Raw genomic sequence first — 20,346 nt, forward strand, 5'->3', positions numbered from 1 at the left:
TCACATTTTAGTCGGTAAAGCAGGTACGTTCATCTCTAAGCCGGATTTCGCAGTCGGCAGGAGCCTTGATGTTCTCGTCAATGGTTATGGAGCCGTACTCGTCGGCTACGATACGTCCCGATGTAGGATTCTTAATGTTGGTTATGGCACCACGGATATCGGCATTCAGCGTGCTGTACTCAAAGGCACGGTCGCAGTCTGGCCCAAACGTACAGTTTTCCAGTATAAGGTCGTGTGCATAGCAAAGCGGCTGCTCGCCCGTGATGTGGCAGTTCACCAGACGGAGGTTTCTGGAGTGCCAGCCAAGGTATTCGCCGTTAAGCTCTGAATCGTAGATAGTCACATTCTCCACTTCCCAGAAAGCATCCTTGGTGGTAATCTTGGCATTGTGAATCTCCACATTCTTCACATACTGGAAAACATACTTGCTGTCACTCTCCAGTCCGTCCACATAAATGTCATTGCTGAACATGAAGGGATAAGTTCCTCCATGCAACTTAAGGTTTTTAATACGGATACCGTTGCAACGCCAGAATACCTCATCAGCATCGTTCATCGTGACGTTTTCAATGTCAACCTCACTCATCTCGCGGAACATTTTGGGAGCGTCAATCACGGTATCCCTCATCTGCAGATGGTCGGAATACCATAACGCCGAGCGTCCTCCCACATCGAAATAGCAACGCTCAATCTTAAAACCGTGAACTTGCCAGAAAGGGTAATTCCCCTCAAAACGGCAATCTACTGCCTCAATGTTGCTGCACTCCTTGATGGCCGATTCTCCGGCACGGATTATTACGTTTTCCAAACGCAGATTATGCGACTCAAACAAAGGGCGTTCGCCCCCGAATTCTGAATTTCTGATAACTTCCATATAATTTTCTCCTCCAATCATATCTGTTACTTACCAATAATCATAAAGACATATATAAAATGAAAACAAGTTCCAAATAAATATAGATAAATCATCTATATATCAATAATTTATATACGAGTTTTTATTTTCAGTTGTTTTCTACGTTTTCTGTTGCTTTGCTTTTTTTAGGTGCATTTTTGTTTCTTGTTTGTTTCTTGATTTCGTTTTTTATTTGTACCTTTGTGATAGGAAATAACGAATAAAAGGACACAAATATGCCAAGGACCAGAAAGCCAATAAAAGTAAAGGAGCCGATTCGTCTTCGGACGAAGGAGTTGGCCAATGGCAGCAAGAGTTTGTATCTGGATATATACCGAAATGGTAAGCGGACATACGAGTATCTGAAAATGTATCTTATTCCGGAAACGGATCGTAATGCCCGCCAACAGAACGAAACGACAATGGCTGCCGCAAATGCAATCAAATCGAAGCGTATCATAGAGTTGACAAGTGGTGAAGCCGGTATCATGAATCACAAGGATAAGGTTTATCTGCTGGACTGGATGCAACTCTATAAAGAGGAACAGAAGAAACGTGGTAAGAAAAACATAGGCCAGATAAAATCTGTTACCGATATCTTGAAAGAGTATGCAGGAGAAAGATTCACATTAAATCAGATTGACCTCACTTTTTGCCACGGCTATATCGACTATATGCTGACAAACTACCGTCCCAAAGGAAAACCCATCTCGGCTTCTACGCGTAATACCTATTACCAGATTTTCAACGGTGCGTTAAATGCCGCTGTCCGTGCGAAACGGATCTTAAAGAATCCATTCAACGAAATGGAAAAATCGGAGAAGCCCAAGATGCCGGAAAGTGTGCGTTCGTATATGACTATTGAAGAAGTGAGATCATTAATCGCTACACCAATGCAGAACGAAGGGGTAAAAAGTGCCTACCTGTTCTCCTGCTTCTGTGGACTACGTATCAGTGACATTATCGGATTGCAATGGAAAGATGTGTTTATTGACAACGGCCAATACCGCTTGGCAGTAGCCATGCAGAAGACGAAAGAACCGATTTACCTTCCGCTCTCCAATGAAGCGTTGAAGTGGATGCCGGAACGTGGGGACAAGACAGCAGACGACCATGTGTTCGATTTGCCTTCTGGTATCAACCAGCTTATCAAACCATGGGCCAAAGCCGCCGGAATTTCCAAGCGATTCACCTTTCATACCGCCCGCCACACGTTCGCCACAATGATGCTGACATTGGGGGCCGATTTGTACACTGTATCTAAATTACTCGGTCATACATCTGTAAAGATGACCCAAGTGTATGCCAAAATCGTCAATAAGAAAAAAGACGATGCAGTAAATCTGACCAACGGTTTATTCGATTGACAATGCAATGAACATCAGATATGTAATCACTTATAAGGGTGTTGTTCCGACAGGATTCTCTTTCGGGAGCAACACTCTTATAATATATCATATAAATCCAATTTAAAATATTTCATCATGAAAAGACCTAACAATGGCTCTCTCTCTTTTTGGAGGGAAAAAACATCTGCACCATTTTGTTGCAGAACAGGATGTAGCGAAAGAATTATTCGCATTGCTCGTTGAAGCAAAAACAATGTATCTCCGTGATGTCGTGACGGGCAATAAGCAGTACTACCGTTACGTGGAGGATTTCGTAAACAGCCACCGGTATATCGACTGTGACCATGCGGTCTGCCGGAACTGCCATGAAATGAACATTCATATCGTCAAGGGGCTATTAAACGATTGCTCCCATCTTATCCGAGCATTTTTTACCGAAGCAGACTTCTCGTTCGAGAAGTGTATGGAACTGAAACGAACGTATGATACGTTTGTGCCACCATCACAGTCCGTCACGTGCTGCAAAGATGGACCGACAAGAATTTATCCTCTTTCTTTTGGATGCAATCTCACTCGTAAACAGATGATAGGTATTACAGCTTGTGCCAATGCTTATCATCTGTTTTGCGTTTCTACCCTACACGTTGAAGATATGGAAGCCCTGCTTTCCTGTAAAGAAGGATTCTGTATTCGTGTAAACAATATCCGCCATGTGGCCATCCTGTTTGATACACTCCTTGAGCACTCGTTTATCCAAGCCAAATGGCAGTCCGTTCTCAGTAGTGGGCGGTTCTTGCAAACCAAGGATGGAAAAGGATTCGTTTCAGCTTCAAGCCTTTCATCCGCTCTGTCTGCCTTGCGTAACAACATGACATCAACAGGTTACGGTATCAGACGAGCCATTGATGAACTGAGAGAGTGGTAAGAAGTGCCAATAAGCGAAGTATGTGAAAGGTAAAAGCGTGACAGTTGCCGTGATACGTGGTTACTATCACGGTACAAACTCACGCTGACCTTTTGGGTTGCCCTATCTTTGACCTCCGTTAGCGCGCTACATAACGGAGGATATACTTCATTGTCTAAATTTATAATAACTCATTTATGCAAAATAATAGATTGACATTCATGGAACGGCTGAGTGAACGGCTTACAAGCGTCGAAGCCATCCTAAAGAAATTAGATCCGATAGAAAGTCTGTTGGAACGCATCGCATTGCTGGAAAAAAATATATATACCACCAAACAGGTGTTTACCTTCCAAGAGGCTTGTATGTATATCGGAATATCCGAGAGTATGCTGTACAAGCTAACATCAGGCAAGGAGATTCCGCACTACAAGCCACGTGGCAAAATGATATATTTCGCCAAAGAAGATCTGGACGAATGGCTTTTGCAGAATTATGAACCAACCGTAGATGAAGCAGCACGTATGGCAAACGAGGCCGCTGCCACACAACCTTTCTTTAATCAAAGACGCCATGGAAAACGAAAGAAGAACTGAATATAATGTGGATATGAGGCCGGAGGAGGATTTCTTATCGGATATCCTCTCCGCCTCGCAGATTCGGGCGACGGATACCTATGAAACGCCGCCACAGATTATCTGGATAGACAACTCGACCATTGCTACGCTCGGCAACTTCAGCGCATCAACCGGCAAGGCGAAATCAAAAAAAACATTTAACGTTTCGGCCATTGTCGCTGCATCGCTGGCAGGGAAACAAGTGCTGAACTACCGGGCGCACCTCCCGGAAGGTAAACGCAAGATTCTGTACGTGGACACGGAGCAGAGCCGCTTCCATTGTCACAATGTACTGGAACGCATCTTGCGGCTTGCCGGACTGCCCACTACAACCGACAGTGAAAACCTCGACTTTATTTGCTTGCGCGAATACTCTCCGGCAATACGCATTGGGGTCATCGACTACGCCTTACGTCAAAGAAAAGGATACGGACTTGTTATCATCGACGGTATCCGTGACCTGATGCTTGACATAAACAGTACCGGTGAGTCCGTGGAAGTCATTAACAAGATGATGGAATGGTCATCAAAGTATGACCTGCATATCCACTGTGTGCTACATTTGAATAAAGGAGATAACAATGTGCGCGGGCATATCGGTACGGAAATGAGCAACAAGGCGGAGACTGTACTGGTCATCAGCAAAAACAATGATTGTCCCAACATCAGCGAGGTCCATGCGTTACATATCCGTGAGAAAGAGTTTAAACCTTTTGCTTTCACTGTCAATGAGGGTGGGCTCCCGGTTCTCGCAGAAGGGCATTTGTTTGAGAATGCCCCACATCAGAAACCGAAACAACGGACGGGTTTTATGGAACTAAGCATCGAACAGCACCGTGAAGCCCTTTCCGCTGCGTTTGGAGACAAACCTATCCGTGGGTTTGAAAATATGCTGCAAGCCATGATGACTGCTTACGAGGCAATCGGATTTAAGCGTGGGAGAAACGTAATGGTCAAACTGCTGCAATATCTGACTGACACCTTAAAACTGGTTATCAAACGAGATAAACTTTTTTATTATGACATGACACAGGCAGAAACCATGCTTTTCGATGAAGAATGAGAGCGGGCGCGGGCCTATATAATTCAGTTTAATTTAGTATTTATATATATAGGGGCGCAAACTAAACTAAACCGCTTTTGTACAAACAAGTGAAAAGAAATTTAATATGACCATAGACGAAGCAAAACGAGTGCGTATCGTGGACTTTTTGGCCCAGCTCGGCCACCGTGCGCAGTATATGAAATCAGAGCAATATTGGTATCTTTCGCCTCTCAGGAAAGAGGTGACGCCATCGTTCAAAGTCAATGACCGGCTGAATGAATGGTATGATTTTGGTGAGGCCACCGGAGGCGACCTTGTGGAACTGGGTAAGTACCTTTGCGGAACTAAAAGTGTGAGTGAAGCATTAGCATACATCAAACGGTATGTCAATGGTGTGTCGCTGCCGAAAACCCGGGCGTTGCCCGCAACCTCTCGACCAGTGGAAGCCGACATGAAGAATTTGATTATCGTGCCGCTGCGACACCACGCACTGCTCTCATATCTCCATTCACGTATGATTGATTCGGATATCGGACGAATGTTCTGCAAGGAAGTCCATTACGAACTGCGCCAGAGACGTTACTTTGCACTGGCCTTTGGCAATATATCCGGTGGATACGAGGTACGAAACCCTTATTACAAAGGATGTATCAAGAACAAGGACATTTCCTTGATACCCCAATCGCGTGGTGAGGCACAGAGCCGTGTCTGCCTATTTGAAGGATTCATGGACTTTCTGTCCTATCTAACCCTAAAACAGACGGACGATAGTGCCATTTGCATTAATGCCCCCTGTGACTACCTTGTTATGAACTCGGTCAGTAATCTGAAAAGGACATTGACGTATTTGCAAAAATACACGTATATTCACTGTTACCTTGACAATGACCTTGCCGGACAAAAGACAGTGGAAACCATAGCCGGGATGTATGGCAGATGCGTCTATAACGAATCAAACTGTTATGCCGGTTACAAAGACCTGAACGACTACTTACGTGGGAAGAAACAATGAAAAAACCGCTCCCTAAGCCCTCCTTCATCACGGAGGGCTTTTTTTTATATCCCGACTTTTCCTGTTTTCTTATCCAAAATCATATTTGAATATGATTTTGAAATATGATTTTTAGATTTTGAAAAAATATTATATTGAAACGATACGTTTTATAATCAATAATTTTATCTTTCAAATTATCCATTCTTATTTTGCACACACAACCAAATATAAAAATCATATTATACAAAAATATATGAAATCATATTTTATTTTCACCATTGTCCTGACGGTTGCCTATCTCGTCTATTATGCAGTTATCATCGTGCAGGACCTTTATGGAAAAAAAGGAAATGGCAAGCCGGAAGAAGAGGTATTTGACCTCGGTGCGCCAGAAGATGAACAGAGTGTGTACGTGACGGAGAGCGATACGGGATTCAATGTGGGTAATGAGAAATATGAAACAGATGTTGCCCCTACCGCTTCGCCTGCACCACAGGAGACGGAAACCGCAGACAATAATGGCGAGATAGCCGTGGCGGAGAAGCTAAAACGCCTGAAAGCCCAAGCGGAGGAACAGATGGAAGAAACCGAGACCTACCTGTCGGACGCATACACGGCAGACGAACTGTACAAAGCGATGCTTGCCAAAGGAAAGACGGGCAACCGTCCGGAACTGGTGTGGAAACCTCTCAAAGACCGATTGTAAAATGTCGAAAGCAAAAAAAATATTATGTGCATTGTGCTTTGTCCCTTATGCGGCATTCGCCAAAAGTGGCAGCGTAAACTACAGTTGGGGTGCAGACGCACTGGCAACGATGCACGACTTCGTGGTGACGATGATGCTGTACGTGCTGTACATCTGCTACGCTGTCGCCTCGGTTTTCGTAGTCGTTGCCGCGCTCCAGATCTATATCAAAATGAACACAGGCGAGGACGGCGTGGTGAAGTCTATCGTATCACTTGTCGGTGCGTGCCTCTTCATCATTGGAGCTTCAATCGTGTTCCCTGCTTTCTTCGGCTACCGCATATAGGTGGCTGATAGAAGTGTAAAATAAATTCAAAAACAAGAGTACCACAAAAATGTAATAAATATGTTTCAGAAATTTAAAAGAATGTGCCGAAAGGCAAAGAAAACTATCATGCAAGTTTCCACCAAAGTAAGAATGTTAATCATTGCCCTGTTGGGAGGCATACCTGCTATGGCTCAAAGTACGGCAGGCGATTACTCGGCCGGTACGACAGCTCTATCAACCGTAGCGGAGGAAATTGTGAAATACGTTCCTGTCATGGTCAAACTCTGCTATGCCATTGCTGGTGTCGTGGCCATCATCGGAGCCATTTCGGTGTATATCGCCATGAACAACGAGGAACAGGATGTCAAGAAGAAGATTATGATGGTAGTTGGGGCGTGCCTTTTCTTGATTGCGGCAGCCCAAGCATTACCTCTGTTCTTCGGAATTAACGCATAAACAGTCAAGAAATGATTAATGACGGACGTTATCCGGATTATCCGCTGTTCAAGGGGTTACAACGGCCTTTGGAGCTGATGGGATTACAAGGTCGCTACATCTATTGGGCGGCAGGCGTGGCTGGTGGAGCCATTGTGGGCTTTATCGCCGCCTACTGTCTTATGGGCTTTGTGGCCGGACTGGTCGTATTGGCAACTGTCTTATCTGCGGGAATCGTGCTTATCATCCTCAAACAGCGAAAAGGGCTGCACAGCAAAAATGTAAAACGTGGAGTGTATGTGTATGCCTATTCGCACAAAGTATGACTATAAGAAAAACCATCACGGCAATGTGTGTGGCTGATTGATTGTTGAACGCGGGCGGGTTCGCCTCCAGCCGAGGCAGACCTGCCCCTATTTAATGAACGCATATCGGAATGACCCTATATATCATTTTATTTTTCATCGCCCTATGTACGGGTATGGCCTTGTCAGTCTATACGTTCGGTACGGGCGGCAAGCGCAAGCACATCTTTCAGAATATCTATTTCTCTGTGGAAGATACAGATGGTGTGGGTGTGCTGTACACCAAGACGGGTGAATATTCCGCCGTCTTAAAAATCGAAAATCCGGTACAGAAGTATTCGGCGGACATTGACAGCTATTACGATTTCACGCATCTATTCTCTGCCCTTGCGCAAACACTGGGCGAAGGATATGCCTTACACAAACAGGACATCTTCGTGAGAAAACAGTTCGCGAAGGAGCCGGAGCATAATCAAGAATTTCTTTCGGCATCGTACTTCCGTTATTTTAATGGGCGTCCGTACACGGACAGCCTTTGCTATCTGACTATCACACAGGAAGCCAAGAAGAGCCGTCTTTTCTCTTACGATAGCAAGAAATGGCGCGATTTCCTCGTGAAGATTTATAAGGTTCGAGACCTACTACGCGACAGCGGTGTACAAGTGAAATTCCTGAACAAAGCCGAGGCAAGCGAATATGTGGACCGTTACTTTGCGATGAACTTCAAAGACCGTACGGTCTCGATGACGAATGTCAAGTCTGACGACGAAACGGTATCTATGGGTGATAAACGCTGTAAGGTGTACAGCCTCGTGGACGTGGACTGCGCCGCACTCCCCTCGCTGATACGTCCCTATACCAATATCGAGGTGAATAATACCGAGATGCCAGTGGATCTTGTCTCGGTGGTGGATAATATTCCGAACGCAGAAACGGTGGTGTACAACCAAATTATTTTCCTGCCCAGTCAGAAGCGTGAACTGGCATTACTCGACAAAAAGAAGAACCGGCACGCAAGCATCCCCAATCCGAGTAACCAAATGGCCGTAGAGGACATCAAGCAGGTACAGGACGTAATAGCCCGTGAAAGCAAACTGCTCGTGTACACGCACTTCAACATGGTGGTGGGCGTGCCTGCCGACACCGACCTTCAAAAATGCACGAATCACTTGGAAAACGCTTTTGGGCGCATGGGCATACATATCAGTAAGCGTGCATACAACCAACTGGAACTGTTCGTCAGTTCATTTCCGGGCAACTGTTACAGCCTGAACGAGGAATATGACCGTTTTCTGACCCTCTCCGACGCTGCGGTATGCCTGATGTACAAGGAACGGGTGCAGCATAGTGAGGAAACGCCGATAAAAATTTATTATACTGACCGTCAAGGTGTTCCGGTAGCTATCGACATCACGGGAAAAGAGGGAAAGAACAAGCTGACCGACAACTCGAATTTTTTCTGCCTGGGGCCTTCGGGCAGCGGAAAGAGTTTCCACATGAACTCCGTCGTGCGCCAGTTGCATGAACAGGGGACGGACGTGGTAATGGTCGATACGGGTAACTCATACGAGGGGCTATGCGAGTATTTCGGCGGCAAGTATATCAGCTATACCGAGGAACGGCCCATCACGATGAATCCGTTCCGCATCAATCGGGAAGAGATGAACGTAGAAAAAACGGGATTCTTGAAAAACCTCGTCTTGCTTATCTGGAAAGGTACGCAGGGAACGGTCACAAAGACGGAAGACCGTCTGATAGAGCACGTCATCACGGAATATTACGACGCCTACTTCAATGGTTTCGAGGGCTTCACACCCCAACAGCGTGAGGACTTGCGTAAGAGCCTCGTTATTGATGACCGCAACAGCAGTGAGAAGCGGCACGAAAGCGAACGGGAACGCGCGGTCCGCATCGAGGGTATCATTGACGAGATAGAGGGCCGACGCAAGGAACTGAAAGTGGAGGAACTGTCATTCAACTCTTTCTATGAATATTCCGTGCAGCGCATCCCGGATATCTGTGAGGAGAACCGTATCACGGGCATCGACCTCTCGACATACCGCTATATGATGAAGGACTTCTATTTGGGCGGCAACCACGAAAAAACGCTGAACGAGAACATGGACAGCTCGCTGTTCGACGAGACGTTCGTGGTCTTCGAAATCGACAGCATAAAAGATGACCCGCTGCTTTTTCCTTTGGTCACGCTGATTATCATGGATGTTTTCTTGCAAAAAATGCGCATCAAGAAGAACCGCAAAGTCCTTGTCATCGAGGAAGCATGGAAAGCCATCGCCAGCCCGCTGATGGCGGAGTACATTAAATTTATGTACAAAACAGCGCGTAAATTCTGGGCCAGTGTGGGCGTGGTGACACAGGAAATACAAGACATCATCGGCAGCGAAATCGTGAAAGAGGCCATCATCAATAACTCGGATGTGGTGATGCTGCTTGACCAGAGCAAATTCAAGGAACGTTTCGACACCATCAAGACGATTCTTGGCCTAACGGACGTGGACTGTAAGAAAATTTTCACCATTAACCGCCTTGAAAACAAGGAAGGACGCAGCTTCTTCCGCGAGGTGTTTATCCGTCGGGGCACGACCAGCGGTGTTTATGGCGTGGAAGAACCGCGCGAGTGCTACATGACTTACACGACCGAACGAGCGGAGAAAGAGGCTCTGAAGCTTTACAAGCGCGAGTTACAATGCAGCCACCAAGAGGCTATCGAGGCATATTGCCGCGACTGGAATACCAGCGGTATCGGCAAGGCATTGCCGTTTGCGCAGAAAGTTAATGAAGCGGGATGTGTACTGAACTTAACCACTAAAATAACATCATAATGAAAACGAAAAGGATTTTAATCACCCTGTCACTGGGCTACGGGATAAATATGATGGGGTTTGAAAGCAGCTTGACGCGCGAACAAATCTCTGTCAGCAATCCGGAACTCACTGTTTTGTCCCTCCGGGAGTTTTGTATGCTGTCCAAGGAGAACCTGCTCCGCATGGATGACATGACACCGGACAAAGTAGCCGCCATCGAACGGTTGTTGGCAGAGTATTCCCTTCGGTTGGGTATGTCCGATGTAGAACTGGAAGCGTATTTGAACCGGTATTATGAAGAAAACCCCAAAGAAAAGGAGTTTTACGATATGTGCGACAGGCTATGTAACAGCAAACCTGTCTTCGATGAAAACAGGTTTCGAGAAGAACTATTCAGGGAACTGAACAGTAGTCCGATGAGTGAAAAAAGACTAAGTGACTTGGGATGGCTACGTTATCAGACCGTGCGCGAAACTTATCTAAACCAGCCTTTCTTTTTGAGATGGTTCGGCTCCCAAGAAGCCCGGATCAAAAGGGCCATCAAGGATACTACCATCATACATGATATGTTCTGCCGACTTGTCACGGAGAATTGTATCGAATCTGAACGGTGGTATTTCAATCACAAGGAACCGGAATACATAAAAGAGGTCTGAAACGATGAAACGGCTGTTTATCTTTTGGGTTATCCTATTGCCTGCCCTGACACAGCACGTTCACGCACAATATTACAGCGTGAACTATGACGCTCGTACCGTGGCGGCCATGGCCGCAGCATTCGGCACGGAGGCAGTAGCCGAAAGCTACTACCGCGAGCAGGTGGATGATATTCTGAAACACTATACGGCGGCAGAAGTGGCGGCAGCAGGGATATTTTCTTCCAAATTTTTGGAACACAAGGCTCTGTCCGACCTTGGCATCTGGTGCAGCAGCACGGAAAATTACTACTATCGTCGAATTTACCACATGGTGGCAGAAAAAATCATGCCGAAAATATGGGTGGTGGCGAAGCTGATGCTGCGCTCACCACAAACAGCAATCCACTGGGGCAGCTACCTGATGAAAGTGTGCGACGATACGAAGAGCCTGTGTATGCAGTTCGAAAGTGTGGTGACAAACAGCACGCTGTCGTTCTCGGACATCGCTTTTCTGGAAATTGACCGCGACATTGCCACCTTGCTGAACCTCGCAGAACTGGGCGGTACCGATTGGCAACGGATGTTGGACAACTTTACCAAAGTGCCGGGCAATTTCACGATTGAGAACTTAAAGGGCGACATTGACAACCTTTATAACATGGGCGTAGGGCTGGCAACATCAGGTATGGAGAACCTCGGTGACGCTCTACTGCAAAGTAGTGCGTTCCATGACCTGTTGGGTGGCAAAGTCAATGAAATCGGCAACCTGTATGAACACTACGGTACTCTCTTCGAGCAGGCGGAACATGACATCGGCAGTCTGCTAATCGACATGGTGGGCGGTCAGGATAGCGTGGCCGCATTGTTCAATTTCAGCAATTACGACCTCACATCGTGGATGACCGACTATATGGACAATGCTGTCGGGAACTATTACACGCAACGGTGGTATATCGCACGGCGTGATCAAGGAAGCATTTCTCTATGCGACTACTACCCACCGACAGACGACAACAGCATATTGAACGGGGGTGCATGGACACGCTTTAACACGAGTGATCCGGGATTTTATCCGAACGCTTCGCAACGGGAGCAGGCCCTCGCCAATTCAGAACGGTATGCCGGATGGTCAAGAAGTCGAGTGCAACAGCTCAACAATAGCAACGATGGCTACACCTATACTATCAATACCCGACAACAGGCCTATATCATCAGTAAGGGTAACAAACAGACAAAGAAGGCATACGCCTACGAGATACACGTGACACAGAGTTGGAATCGGACGGAGGTGGTCTATGAGGATGTCTTCGACTCCTATTCGATGGATTTGAATACGTTCAAAGCGCAACTCAATGCCCGCCTCTCGGAGTTCAATGACAACGAGGAAGGCTATGTCTATTACATAGCATCCGATGCACGGAACTATTATCAGGCGACGGACGCCGCAAAATTGCAGGGATGCGAAAGCGTGACCATCAGTGTAACCTGTTCAGACGGGGCGACGCTGGGGCAAGGCTCGACACAATACAAGTGTCGCAAGTGTGGCGGCTCACTGGATGCCCACTCCAAAGAGTGTGTCATGCAGACCTCGGTAACGGAGAACGAACTGGACCTTTCAGAACTGGACGCACTGATACGGGAAGCGGACAATCAAGTCGCCGTTCTTCAATCTCAGATTAGTGCCTTGGAAAAGGAAAACGCCGACCTTCTGAAAAAAATTGCCGAGGCGAGCGTGGAAGACGCAGCAGCTTACCGGCAACAATATAACTCCAACCGGACACGTATCGAGGAACTGAAAAGCGAACTTGCCGAGTGGCAACAAAAACAGAAGGAGTACGCAGATGCGAAGCAGGAAGCGGAAGCAGAGAACGATGTGCCGACAGATGATTACTACCGCCTACCGGCTATCATGCAGGATTGCAAGACAGCCTATAGCCTCACTTGGCAGGACGGAGGTACATGGAGCGGCTATACGTTCGTCCGTAAAGCGACGATGCCGAACATCAATGGTATCATTACGTTCCGTGCGACTATTTCTATCGCACGGAAGCCGAAATACTTTCTGGGTATCAAGATTCACCGTGCCATTATCCAAATCAGTTGGGAATTGACTTCGGCATACACAGACACGCACGTTGCCGATGTACTGACACTCGATCCGAACCTGTCGAACGAGGAAAAGACTAAAATCGCGAATAATCGCATATCGGAAATCGCACGGGAATATCCCAACTGTAAAATCACTACCGAGTATGCCCGTACAGAACCTATGGAAGAAGTACCGAACAGCGACGTGTACCACCTGCTTTGGTCAAGTGACCGCCTCGAAATCGCACGAGAAGTGGATTCACGTATCACGAAAATATACGCCGACCTCATATCCTTGGAGAAGATGATGCACTACAAGCGGAACATCATCGACGTACTGAAGGATGTGCTACCGGAACTCGATACGGACGAGGGTCGTAGGCTGACACTCGTGGAAGAGTGCCATGACCGCTGGGTAGAAAACGCACGGACATCCCGAAGTGGCAGAAAGGAGGTACGGCCATGAAACGCACTATACTGATAGCCATTACGTTGCTTGCGCTACTACCCGATGTCGCCAAGGGCCAATGGACATTCGATATCGTGTCGGTGGAAGCGTACATAAATGACCACAAAAAACAACGCAGCCTGTTGCTGGCCCGAAGCACGCTGGAATACAGCAACCAACTGCTGCACGAGTACAGCCGTGAGGAGACGGGCAAATACAAGGAAGTAAATATCGACCTTGACCGCTATACCCGTGCCTTTGATGTCATCGACGTGATGTACCAGTCCCTGCGGACGGTGCTGAACGTGAAGGATACCTACAGCTCGGTAAGTGACCGTATCGGTGACTATAAGACCATGCTGGAGGCTTTCCATGAGAAAATCCTGAAACATGGGAACATCGAGCCGTCAGACGCATTGATACTGACTATCAATGAAAAAGCAATACGGGACATCGCCAACGAGGGAGAACACCTCTATAAGTCGGTGAGCGACCTCGTGCTGTATGCCACGGGCGCAGCGGCCTGCTCGACCAGCGACCTGCTGATGGTACTGGAGTCCGTGAACAAGTCGCTGGACAGCATTGAGCAACACTTGAACCGGGCATACATCGAGACATGGAGATACATACAGGTACGTATCGGCTACTGGAAATCGAAGATTTACCGGGAACGTACCAAACGGGAAATTATCGACGGTGCTTTCGGACGATGGCGCAATGCGGGACGACTGGATTATTGACGGTAAAAGAGGAAGGAGGTAAATAATGCCATAATGATGATTATGACTTCTATATACCGAAATTGATAAGGAATATCTTAAAACGCAGGAAAAGCGTTTCGTCCTGAATGTTCGGAGAAGTACAAACAGAGAAAGAAACTTTAAGTACAAACAAGTCTATCTGGCCTATAACCAAGAGGCAAATGGACATTTGGATTAATAAAAGATGTAATGAAAAAGATCGTTTTTGAAAAAGACATTACGCTATATAAAGCCGATTGCCTTGAAGTAATGCCTCTTCTCCCAGAATCAAGTATTGATTTAGTTCTATGCGACCCACCTTTCGGAATTACAGCTTCGCAATGGGATAAGATAATACCATTCTCGAAAATGTGGGAGGAGATTAGAAGAGTGAGAAAGGATAATGCGCCTACGGCTTTATTTGGCAGCGAACCGTTCAGCAGCCTTTTACGCTGTGGCAATTTAGCCGAATTTAAATATGACTGGGTATGGGAAAAGTCAAAAGCAAGCAATTTCCTTCTTGCTAAAAAGCAACCTCTAAAAGCGCATGAGCTAATCAGTATCTTTTGTAACGGCAGAACTCCTTATTATCCAATCATGGAGGAAGGTGAGCCTTATGAGAATCGTACAAAGAGAGGAAGTAACTGGACAGGAGTAAACAAGGTACCAAATCCTACATTCAGAAATGAAAACAAAGGAACGAGATACCCACGAAGTGTGAAATATTTTAAAACTGCGGAATCAGAGGGCAAAACGATTCATGTTAATCAAAAACCAGTCGCATTGTTGAAATATCTGATAAAAACATACACGAAAGAGGGTGACACAGTCCTTGATTTTGCCTCTGGAAGCATGAGCACTGCAATCGCCTGTATTCATACGAATAGAAAATGTATTTGTATTGAAAAGGATGATATGCACTTCTTGCGGGGAGAGGAAAGGATTAGAAATGAATATAATATAAAAAGAAATGTGGAATAATCCTGATGATTAACTGATTGAAACACATTGAGTATTAAAAGATTAATAACAAATAACCGAAAGTAAATATGGACAGAATACTCTTACTCGTGACGGTTACAATAATTGCAACCACGGCGGCAAAGGCACAATCCGTGACCTATAACCACGATTCGCCGAAACAAAACCAAGTAACAGTAATGGAAACCGGTACGGGAGCACTCTCGCCCGACCTCTACTATTCCATACTGCACAACAAGTATAAAAAGTCGGCAGCAGTCAAGAACAAACTGTCGTTCCGCACACTGGCGGGCGTCAACCTATACAACCAAACGGACGAAGCTGAAGCCATCGACTCGGCATTGGTGAGCCGGGCAAAGATAGAAGCCTTGAACGTGGCTGACCGTCAAGCGGACATCGCATGGGTCGCTGAAGGCGATAAGGTCAACGGACAGATGGTACGGCTCAAACGAAACATAGACCGCATCTTGCCTGTCGGGGGGACACCGGAGGATAAAGACAGATGGACGGAATATTACCATATCTACCAGTGCGCCATTGATGCAACGAAAGATGCCTATATGCCCAACGCACAGCGGAAGAAAGAGTATCTGCGCATCTACGAGGATATAACTCGACAGAACGAAATCCTTGTCGGCTACCTTGCCAAACGGCAGAATACTACGATAACAAGTACGCTACTGAATGCTACCGCTGACCGTACTCTGGATAAGGAGAGTATTGTCCGCGATGCGGTGAACCGATGGCACGAATCGCGCTTTGCCGTGCGCGGCCCGCAATCAGGCAATAACACGGGTGGCAACGGCGACGGAGATGAAACAGTAAACAAAGGGAACTGAAAAAACAAAAACGTATGGCAGACGGAAATATACTCTCGGATTTCGGTATTAATATCCTTGAAGAAGAAATTGACGATGTGATTTTTCAAACGAACGAGTTCCTGACTGATGCGACTTTTACCGGCTCGCAGGGACCGTTCTGGTGGATACTACAAATGTGCATGGCACTGGCTGCCCTGTTCGCTATTGTGATGGCAGCGGGAATGGCGTACAAGATGATGGTGAAACATGATCCACTGGATGTGCTGAAGCTGTTCCGTCCTTTGGCTGTTTCAATCATCCTCTGTTGGTGGTATCCGCCAGCAGACACGGGTATGGCTGGCAGTGGGAGCAGTTGGTGTTTCCTTGACTTCCTGTCTTACATCCCGAACTGCATCGGCTCGTACACGCATGACCTGTACGAGGCAGAAGCCACCCAAATAGCGGACAAATTCGAGGAAGTGCAGCAACTTATCCATGTACGTGACACGATGTACCAAAGCTTGCAAGCACAGGCAGATGTCGCTCACACGGGTACCTCCGACCCGAACCTGGTAGAAGCGACCATGGAACAAACCGGAGTGGACGAAGTGACGAAGATGGAGAAAGACGCAGCCGAACTGTGGTTTACCTCACTGACGGCAGGAGTCATCGTAGGTATCGACAAAATCATCATGCTTATCGCTCTGATTGTGTATCGTATCGGATGGTGGGCGACCATCTATTGCCAGCAAATCCTACTGGGCATGTTAACAATATTCGGACCTATACAATGGGCGTTCTCGCTGTTGCCCAAATGGGAAGGTGCATGGGCGAAGTGGCTTATAAGGTATCTGACAGTACATTTCTATGGTGCAATGCTCTACTTCGTCGGCTTCTATGTGCTACTGTTATTCGACATTGTACTGTGCATACAGGTAGAAAACCTGACGGCAATCACAGCAAGCGAACAGACAATGGCGGCCTACTTGCAAAACAGCTTCTTCTCCGCCGGCTACTTGATGGCGGCAAGTATCGTGGCACTGAAATGCCTAAACCTCGTGCCGGACTTGGCAGCATGGATGATACCTGAAGGCGACACGGCCTTCTCTACACGGAACTTTGGAGAAGGTGTGGCGCAGCAGGCCAAAATGACGGCTACGGGCGGTATCGGCTCGATGATGAGATAATGATAAACCTAATATTAAATATCCAAAAGATGAATGTACAACAGAAAATTGAGAAATGGTGCAGGAACGAGCGTTTCGTGCACTATGCAAATGAACGCATAAGCGAAGAACTCGTTTATGCACCTAACCACCGAATTGATCCGGAATATGAAGAACTGGACGAAGCCATTACATGGGACAACCGATATATTGTCCCTATGATGACTTACCTTACCTATCGTCTGCAACTGGTCAAATTGCAGAAAAATGCCAAGAATCGAAACCGCCGTGTCTGGTGGATATTCGTGCATGTAATCATGCGGGAAGATTACACACAGCTTTTTGACGGGAAGTTCGAAAAATTTCTGACGGAGTTGCATGATACAGTCATGACAATGTTACATGACGAATACACACGATTGTCTAACAAGAAAAAATAAAGGTATATGGTCATCAAACATTTGGAGAATAAAATCCGACTGGTGGGCATCATCTGCACTGCTTTTCTTGCAGGGTGTATCATCATCAGCGTATCAAGTATCTGGACTGCCCGGACAATGGTGACGGACGCGCAGAAAAAGGTGTATGTGCTGGACGGAAATGTACCTATACTCGTAACCCGCACGACGATGGACGAAACACTGGACGTGGAGGCCAAGAGCCACGTAGAAATGTTCCACCATTACTTTTTTACTCTCGCACCGGACGACAAATACATCCGCTATACGATGGAAAAAGCGATGTACCTGGTCGATGAGACGGGACTGGCACAGTACAATACCCTCAAGGAAAAGGGATTTTACTCCAATATATTGGGTACGAGCGCGGTGTTCTCGATATTCTGTGACAGTATCTCCTTTGACAAAAAGAATATGGAGTTCACCTACTATGGTCGGCAGCGAATCGAGCGCCGGAGTAATATCCTGATGCGCGAACTGGTTACGGCAGGGCAACTTAAACGTGTGCCGAGAACGGACAATAATCCGCATGGACTGCTCATAGTAAACTGGCGCACATTGCTGAACAAAGATATCGAGCAAAAAACAAAGAGTAACTATTAAATCACCAAAGATATGAATATCAAAGGATTCAAACGGATGTTGTTCGGCGAGAAGATGCCGGACAAAGATGACCCGCAGTACAAGGAACGCTACGAGCGAGAGGTGCAGGCCGGGCATAAATTCGCCAAGGCGACACGCATCGACCAAGCGGCGGCCAAGGTGCAGGGCTTTGCCAACGCACACCGGACGCTGTTTCTGGTCATCGTCTTTACATTCGTCATCGGAGCTTTCGTATGGAACGCCTACCGCTTGGTAACTGTGTACAGACACAGTCCGGTAAGTCGCACGGCGACGGAAAAGCAGGATTCAGTGCTTCGGGAACGGCACAAGCTGTTGCAGGAAGTCGAAATAAGGGAACATAAAAACAGAGGGGACAAACCATAGTAAAAAGAGTACTTATGAATACACGGCTTGAAAAATCAGTCCGTTCGTCAGACGAATGGTACACGCCAAAGGAGATACTGGACGCATTGGGCAAATTCGACCTTGACCCTTGCGCTCCCATCCATCCGTTGTGGCCGACTGCCGAGGTCATGTATGACCAGAACATAGATGGGTTGTCCCAGATATGGGAAGGGCGTGTGTGGCTCAATCCTCCCTATTCGCGTCCTCTTATCGAGCTATTCGTCCGGAAATTGGCAGAACATGGCAACGGCATTGCATTATTATTCAACCGTTGCGATTCCAAAATGTTTCAGGACGTCATCTTTCCAAAAGCGACGGGAATGAAATTCCTACGCCACCGCATCCGATTCTACCGACCAGGCGGAGCACGAGGTGACTCTCCCAGTCGCGGTAGCATCCTATTAGCTTTCGGAGAAGACAACGCAGAGATACTGAGAAATTGTGCCATTGAAGGCAAATATGTACAACTCAATTAAAAGATGTATAATGAAGATATTGGAGAAAATCAATTTTCGCCAGCCGAAATATATGCTTCCCGCCATCCTTTATTTCCCCCTGCTCGGCACGTCTTATTTCATCTTCGACCTGTTTCAGACAGAAACGATAGAAATACAAGACAAGGCGTTGCAGACGACGGAGTTCCTAAACCCCGAATTGCCGGGGGCACAGATCAAGGACGATGGCATAGGCAGCAAATACGAGAATATGGCGAAATCATGGGGTAAGATACAAGACTACTCCGCTGTAGATAACATAGACCGGGAAGAACCCGATAAAAACAAGGAAGAGTATGAATCGAAATACACGCAGGACGACATCGACCTGCTCACGGAAGAACAACAGGAAAAAGCTGCGGCAGCGGAAATTGCCTCTGCCAAGACACGAGAACAGGAAGCACTTGCCGAACTGGAGAAAGCACTCGCAGAGGCGAGACTGAGAGGGCAAAACGCGACTGTACCCCCGGCAGAAACGGACACGGCCAACATTGCTCCACCACAAGGAGCAGCAGCCTCCGGAACCATCAACGAAGAGAGCCGGGCTGTGAAAACGCCATCAGCGGACGAACCGCCCAGCGAGGTGGTACGCAAGGTGAAGACAACCTCGGACTACTTTAACACACTGTCGAAGAATGTCCGTGAACCGAAACTCATCCAAGCCATCATTGACGAGAACATCAAAGCGGTGGACGGCTCGCGCGTGAGGTTGCGCCTGCTTGACGATGTGGAGATTGGCGAGTGTGTGATAGCAAGGGGAACATACCTGTACGCTACGGTAAGCGGATTCTCATCCGGGCGCGTGAAAGGTAATATCAGCAGCATCCTCGTGAATGACGAATTGGTGAAAGTGAGTCTCTCACTCTATGATACAGATGGCATGGAGGGGCTGTATGTGCCCAACAGCCAATTCCGGGAAACGAGCAAGGATGTAGCAAGCGGGGCAATGTCGGGCAATATGAACATGAGTATGGGAAGTACAACAGGAAACAGCCTTGCACAATGGGGGATGCAGGCGGTGAACAATGCCTACCAGAAAACAAGCAATGCCATTAGCAAAGCTATCAAGAAAAACAAAGTCAAGTTGAAATACGGAACTTTCGTGTATTTAGTGAACGGACAGGAAAAAAGGAATTAAAACGA

Annotated in this window: 22 protein-coding genes; 21 read left to right on the plus strand and 1 reads right to left on the minus strand. The window is 46.9% G+C overall.

Annotated elements, in window-relative coordinates:
• Positions 1–7: 7 nt before the first annotated feature.
• Positions 8–874, minus strand: a complete 867-nt coding sequence (locus DXD04_RS09905; protein ID WP_117673051.1) for a DUF3737 family protein — start codon at positions 872–874, stop codon at positions 8–10.
• Between the two features lie 257 nt (positions 875–1,131).
• Between DXD04_RS09905 and DXD04_RS09910 the strand changes: the two genes are divergently transcribed.
• The 21 genes from DXD04_RS09910 (at position 1,132) to traM (ending at position 20,341) form a co-directional block, all read left to right on the plus strand.
• The gene (locus tag DXD04_RS09910) at positions 1,132–2,262 is read left to right on the plus strand and encodes a site-specific integrase (protein ID WP_004310193.1); all 1,131 of its coding nucleotides are present in this window, start codon (positions 1,132–1,134) and stop codon (positions 2,260–2,262) included.
• Positions 2,263–2,395: 133 nt separating this feature from the next.
• Positions 2,396–3,169, plus strand: a complete 774-nt coding sequence (locus DXD04_RS09915) for a hypothetical protein (RefSeq protein ID WP_004310192.1) — start codon at positions 2,396–2,398, stop codon at positions 3,167–3,169.
• Between the two features lie 176 nt (positions 3,170–3,345).
• Positions 3,346–3,744: a helix-turn-helix domain-containing protein gene (locus tag DXD04_RS09920; RefSeq protein ID WP_004322056.1), complete on the plus strand. Its 399-nt coding sequence runs from the start codon at positions 3,346–3,348 to the stop codon at positions 3,742–3,744.
• The gene (locus DXD04_RS09925) at positions 3,722–4,828 is read left to right on the plus strand and encodes an AAA family ATPase (protein ID WP_005777412.1); all 1,107 of its coding nucleotides are present in this window, start codon (positions 3,722–3,724) and stop codon (positions 4,826–4,828) included. The genes DXD04_RS09920 and DXD04_RS09925 overlap by 23 nt, the downstream gene beginning before the upstream one ends.
• A gap of 106 nt (positions 4,829–4,934) precedes the next feature.
• Entirely contained in the window at positions 4,935–5,822 is an 888-nt protein-coding gene (locus DXD04_RS09930) for a toprim domain-containing protein (RefSeq protein ID WP_004310189.1), read from the plus strand.
• A 235-nt stretch (positions 5,823–6,057) separates the two neighbouring features.
• A complete protein-coding gene (locus tag DXD04_RS09935) occupies positions 6,058–6,510 on the plus strand; it encodes a hypothetical protein (protein WP_032497462.1) in 453 nt (150 codons plus the stop codon).
• Position 6,511: 1 nt separating this feature from the next.
• On the plus strand, positions 6,512–6,835 hold the full coding sequence (locus tag DXD04_RS09940) for a DUF4134 domain-containing protein (protein WP_004310187.1): 324 nt from the start codon (positions 6,512–6,514) through the stop codon (positions 6,833–6,835).
• A 60-nt stretch (positions 6,836–6,895) separates the two neighbouring features.
• Complete coding sequence (locus DXD04_RS09945; RefSeq protein WP_004322059.1) at positions 6,896–7,273, plus strand: DUF4134 domain-containing protein; 378 nt, start codon at positions 6,896–6,898, stop codon at positions 7,271–7,273.
• An 11-nt stretch (positions 7,274–7,284) separates the two neighbouring features.
• Positions 7,285–7,578: a hypothetical protein gene (locus DXD04_RS09950; protein ID WP_004310185.1), complete on the plus strand. Its 294-nt coding sequence runs from the start codon at positions 7,285–7,287 to the stop codon at positions 7,576–7,578.
• A 110-nt stretch (positions 7,579–7,688) separates the two neighbouring features.
• On the plus strand, positions 7,689–10,400 hold the full coding sequence (locus DXD04_RS09955; RefSeq protein WP_004310184.1) for a TraG/VirB4 family ATPase: 2,712 nt from the start codon (positions 7,689–7,691) through the stop codon (positions 10,398–10,400).
• On the plus strand, positions 10,400–11,038 hold the full coding sequence (locus tag DXD04_RS09960) for a hypothetical protein (protein ID WP_004322062.1): 639 nt from the start codon (positions 10,400–10,402) through the stop codon (positions 11,036–11,038). The genes DXD04_RS09955 and DXD04_RS09960 overlap by 1 nt, the downstream gene beginning before the upstream one ends.
• Before the next feature lie 4 nt (positions 11,039–11,042).
• Complete coding sequence (locus DXD04_RS09965) at positions 11,043–13,574, plus strand: hypothetical protein (RefSeq protein ID WP_004322063.1); 2,532 nt, start codon at positions 11,043–11,045, stop codon at positions 13,572–13,574.
• On the plus strand, positions 13,571–14,296 hold the full coding sequence (locus DXD04_RS09970) for a hypothetical protein (protein WP_004322064.1): 726 nt from the start codon (positions 13,571–13,573) through the stop codon (positions 14,294–14,296). The genes DXD04_RS09965 and DXD04_RS09970 overlap by 4 nt, the downstream gene beginning before the upstream one ends.
• Before the next feature lie 210 nt (positions 14,297–14,506).
• Positions 14,507–15,277: a DNA-methyltransferase gene (locus DXD04_RS09975; protein WP_004310179.1), complete on the plus strand. Its 771-nt coding sequence runs from the start codon at positions 14,507–14,509 to the stop codon at positions 15,275–15,277.
• Positions 15,278–15,345: 68 nt separating this feature from the next.
• Complete coding sequence (locus DXD04_RS09980) at positions 15,346–16,116, plus strand: DUF5045 domain-containing protein (RefSeq protein ID WP_117673033.1); 771 nt, start codon at positions 15,346–15,348, stop codon at positions 16,114–16,116.
• A gap of 14 nt (positions 16,117–16,130) precedes the next feature.
• Entirely contained in the window at positions 16,131–17,264 is a 1,134-nt protein-coding gene (locus DXD04_RS09985) for a hypothetical protein (protein WP_117673035.1), read from the plus strand.
• A 29-nt stretch (positions 17,265–17,293) separates the two neighbouring features.
• Positions 17,294–17,683, plus strand: a complete 390-nt coding sequence (locus tag DXD04_RS09990) for a hypothetical protein (protein WP_004310176.1) — start codon at positions 17,294–17,296, stop codon at positions 17,681–17,683.
• Between the two features lie 6 nt (positions 17,684–17,689).
• A complete protein-coding gene (traK, locus tag DXD04_RS09995; RefSeq protein WP_004310175.1) occupies positions 17,690–18,304 on the plus strand; it encodes a conjugative transposon protein TraK in 615 nt (204 codons plus the stop codon).
• Between the two features lie 12 nt (positions 18,305–18,316).
• Entirely contained in the window at positions 18,317–18,688 is a 372-nt protein-coding gene (locus DXD04_RS10000) for a hypothetical protein (protein WP_004310174.1), read from the plus strand.
• 14 nt (positions 18,689–18,702) lie between these two features.
• Positions 18,703–19,185 carry a DNA N-6-adenine-methyltransferase gene (locus DXD04_RS10005; protein ID WP_004310173.1) on the plus strand — a complete coding sequence of 161 codons (483 nt, stop codon included), beginning with the start codon at positions 18,703–18,705 and terminating at the stop codon, positions 19,183–19,185.
• A gap of 10 nt (positions 19,186–19,195) precedes the next feature.
• Positions 19,196–20,341: a conjugative transposon protein TraM gene (gene traM, locus DXD04_RS10010; RefSeq protein WP_004310172.1), complete on the plus strand. Its 1,146-nt coding sequence runs from the start codon at positions 19,196–19,198 to the stop codon at positions 20,339–20,341.
• The last annotated feature ends 5 nt before the right edge of the window (positions 20,342–20,346 follow it).

The sequence above is a fragment of the Phocaeicola plebeius genome, from assembly GCF_003437535.1.
In the GTDB taxonomy this organism is placed as follows: domain Bacteria; phylum Bacteroidota; class Bacteroidia; order Bacteroidales; family Bacteroidaceae; genus Phocaeicola; species Phocaeicola plebeius_A.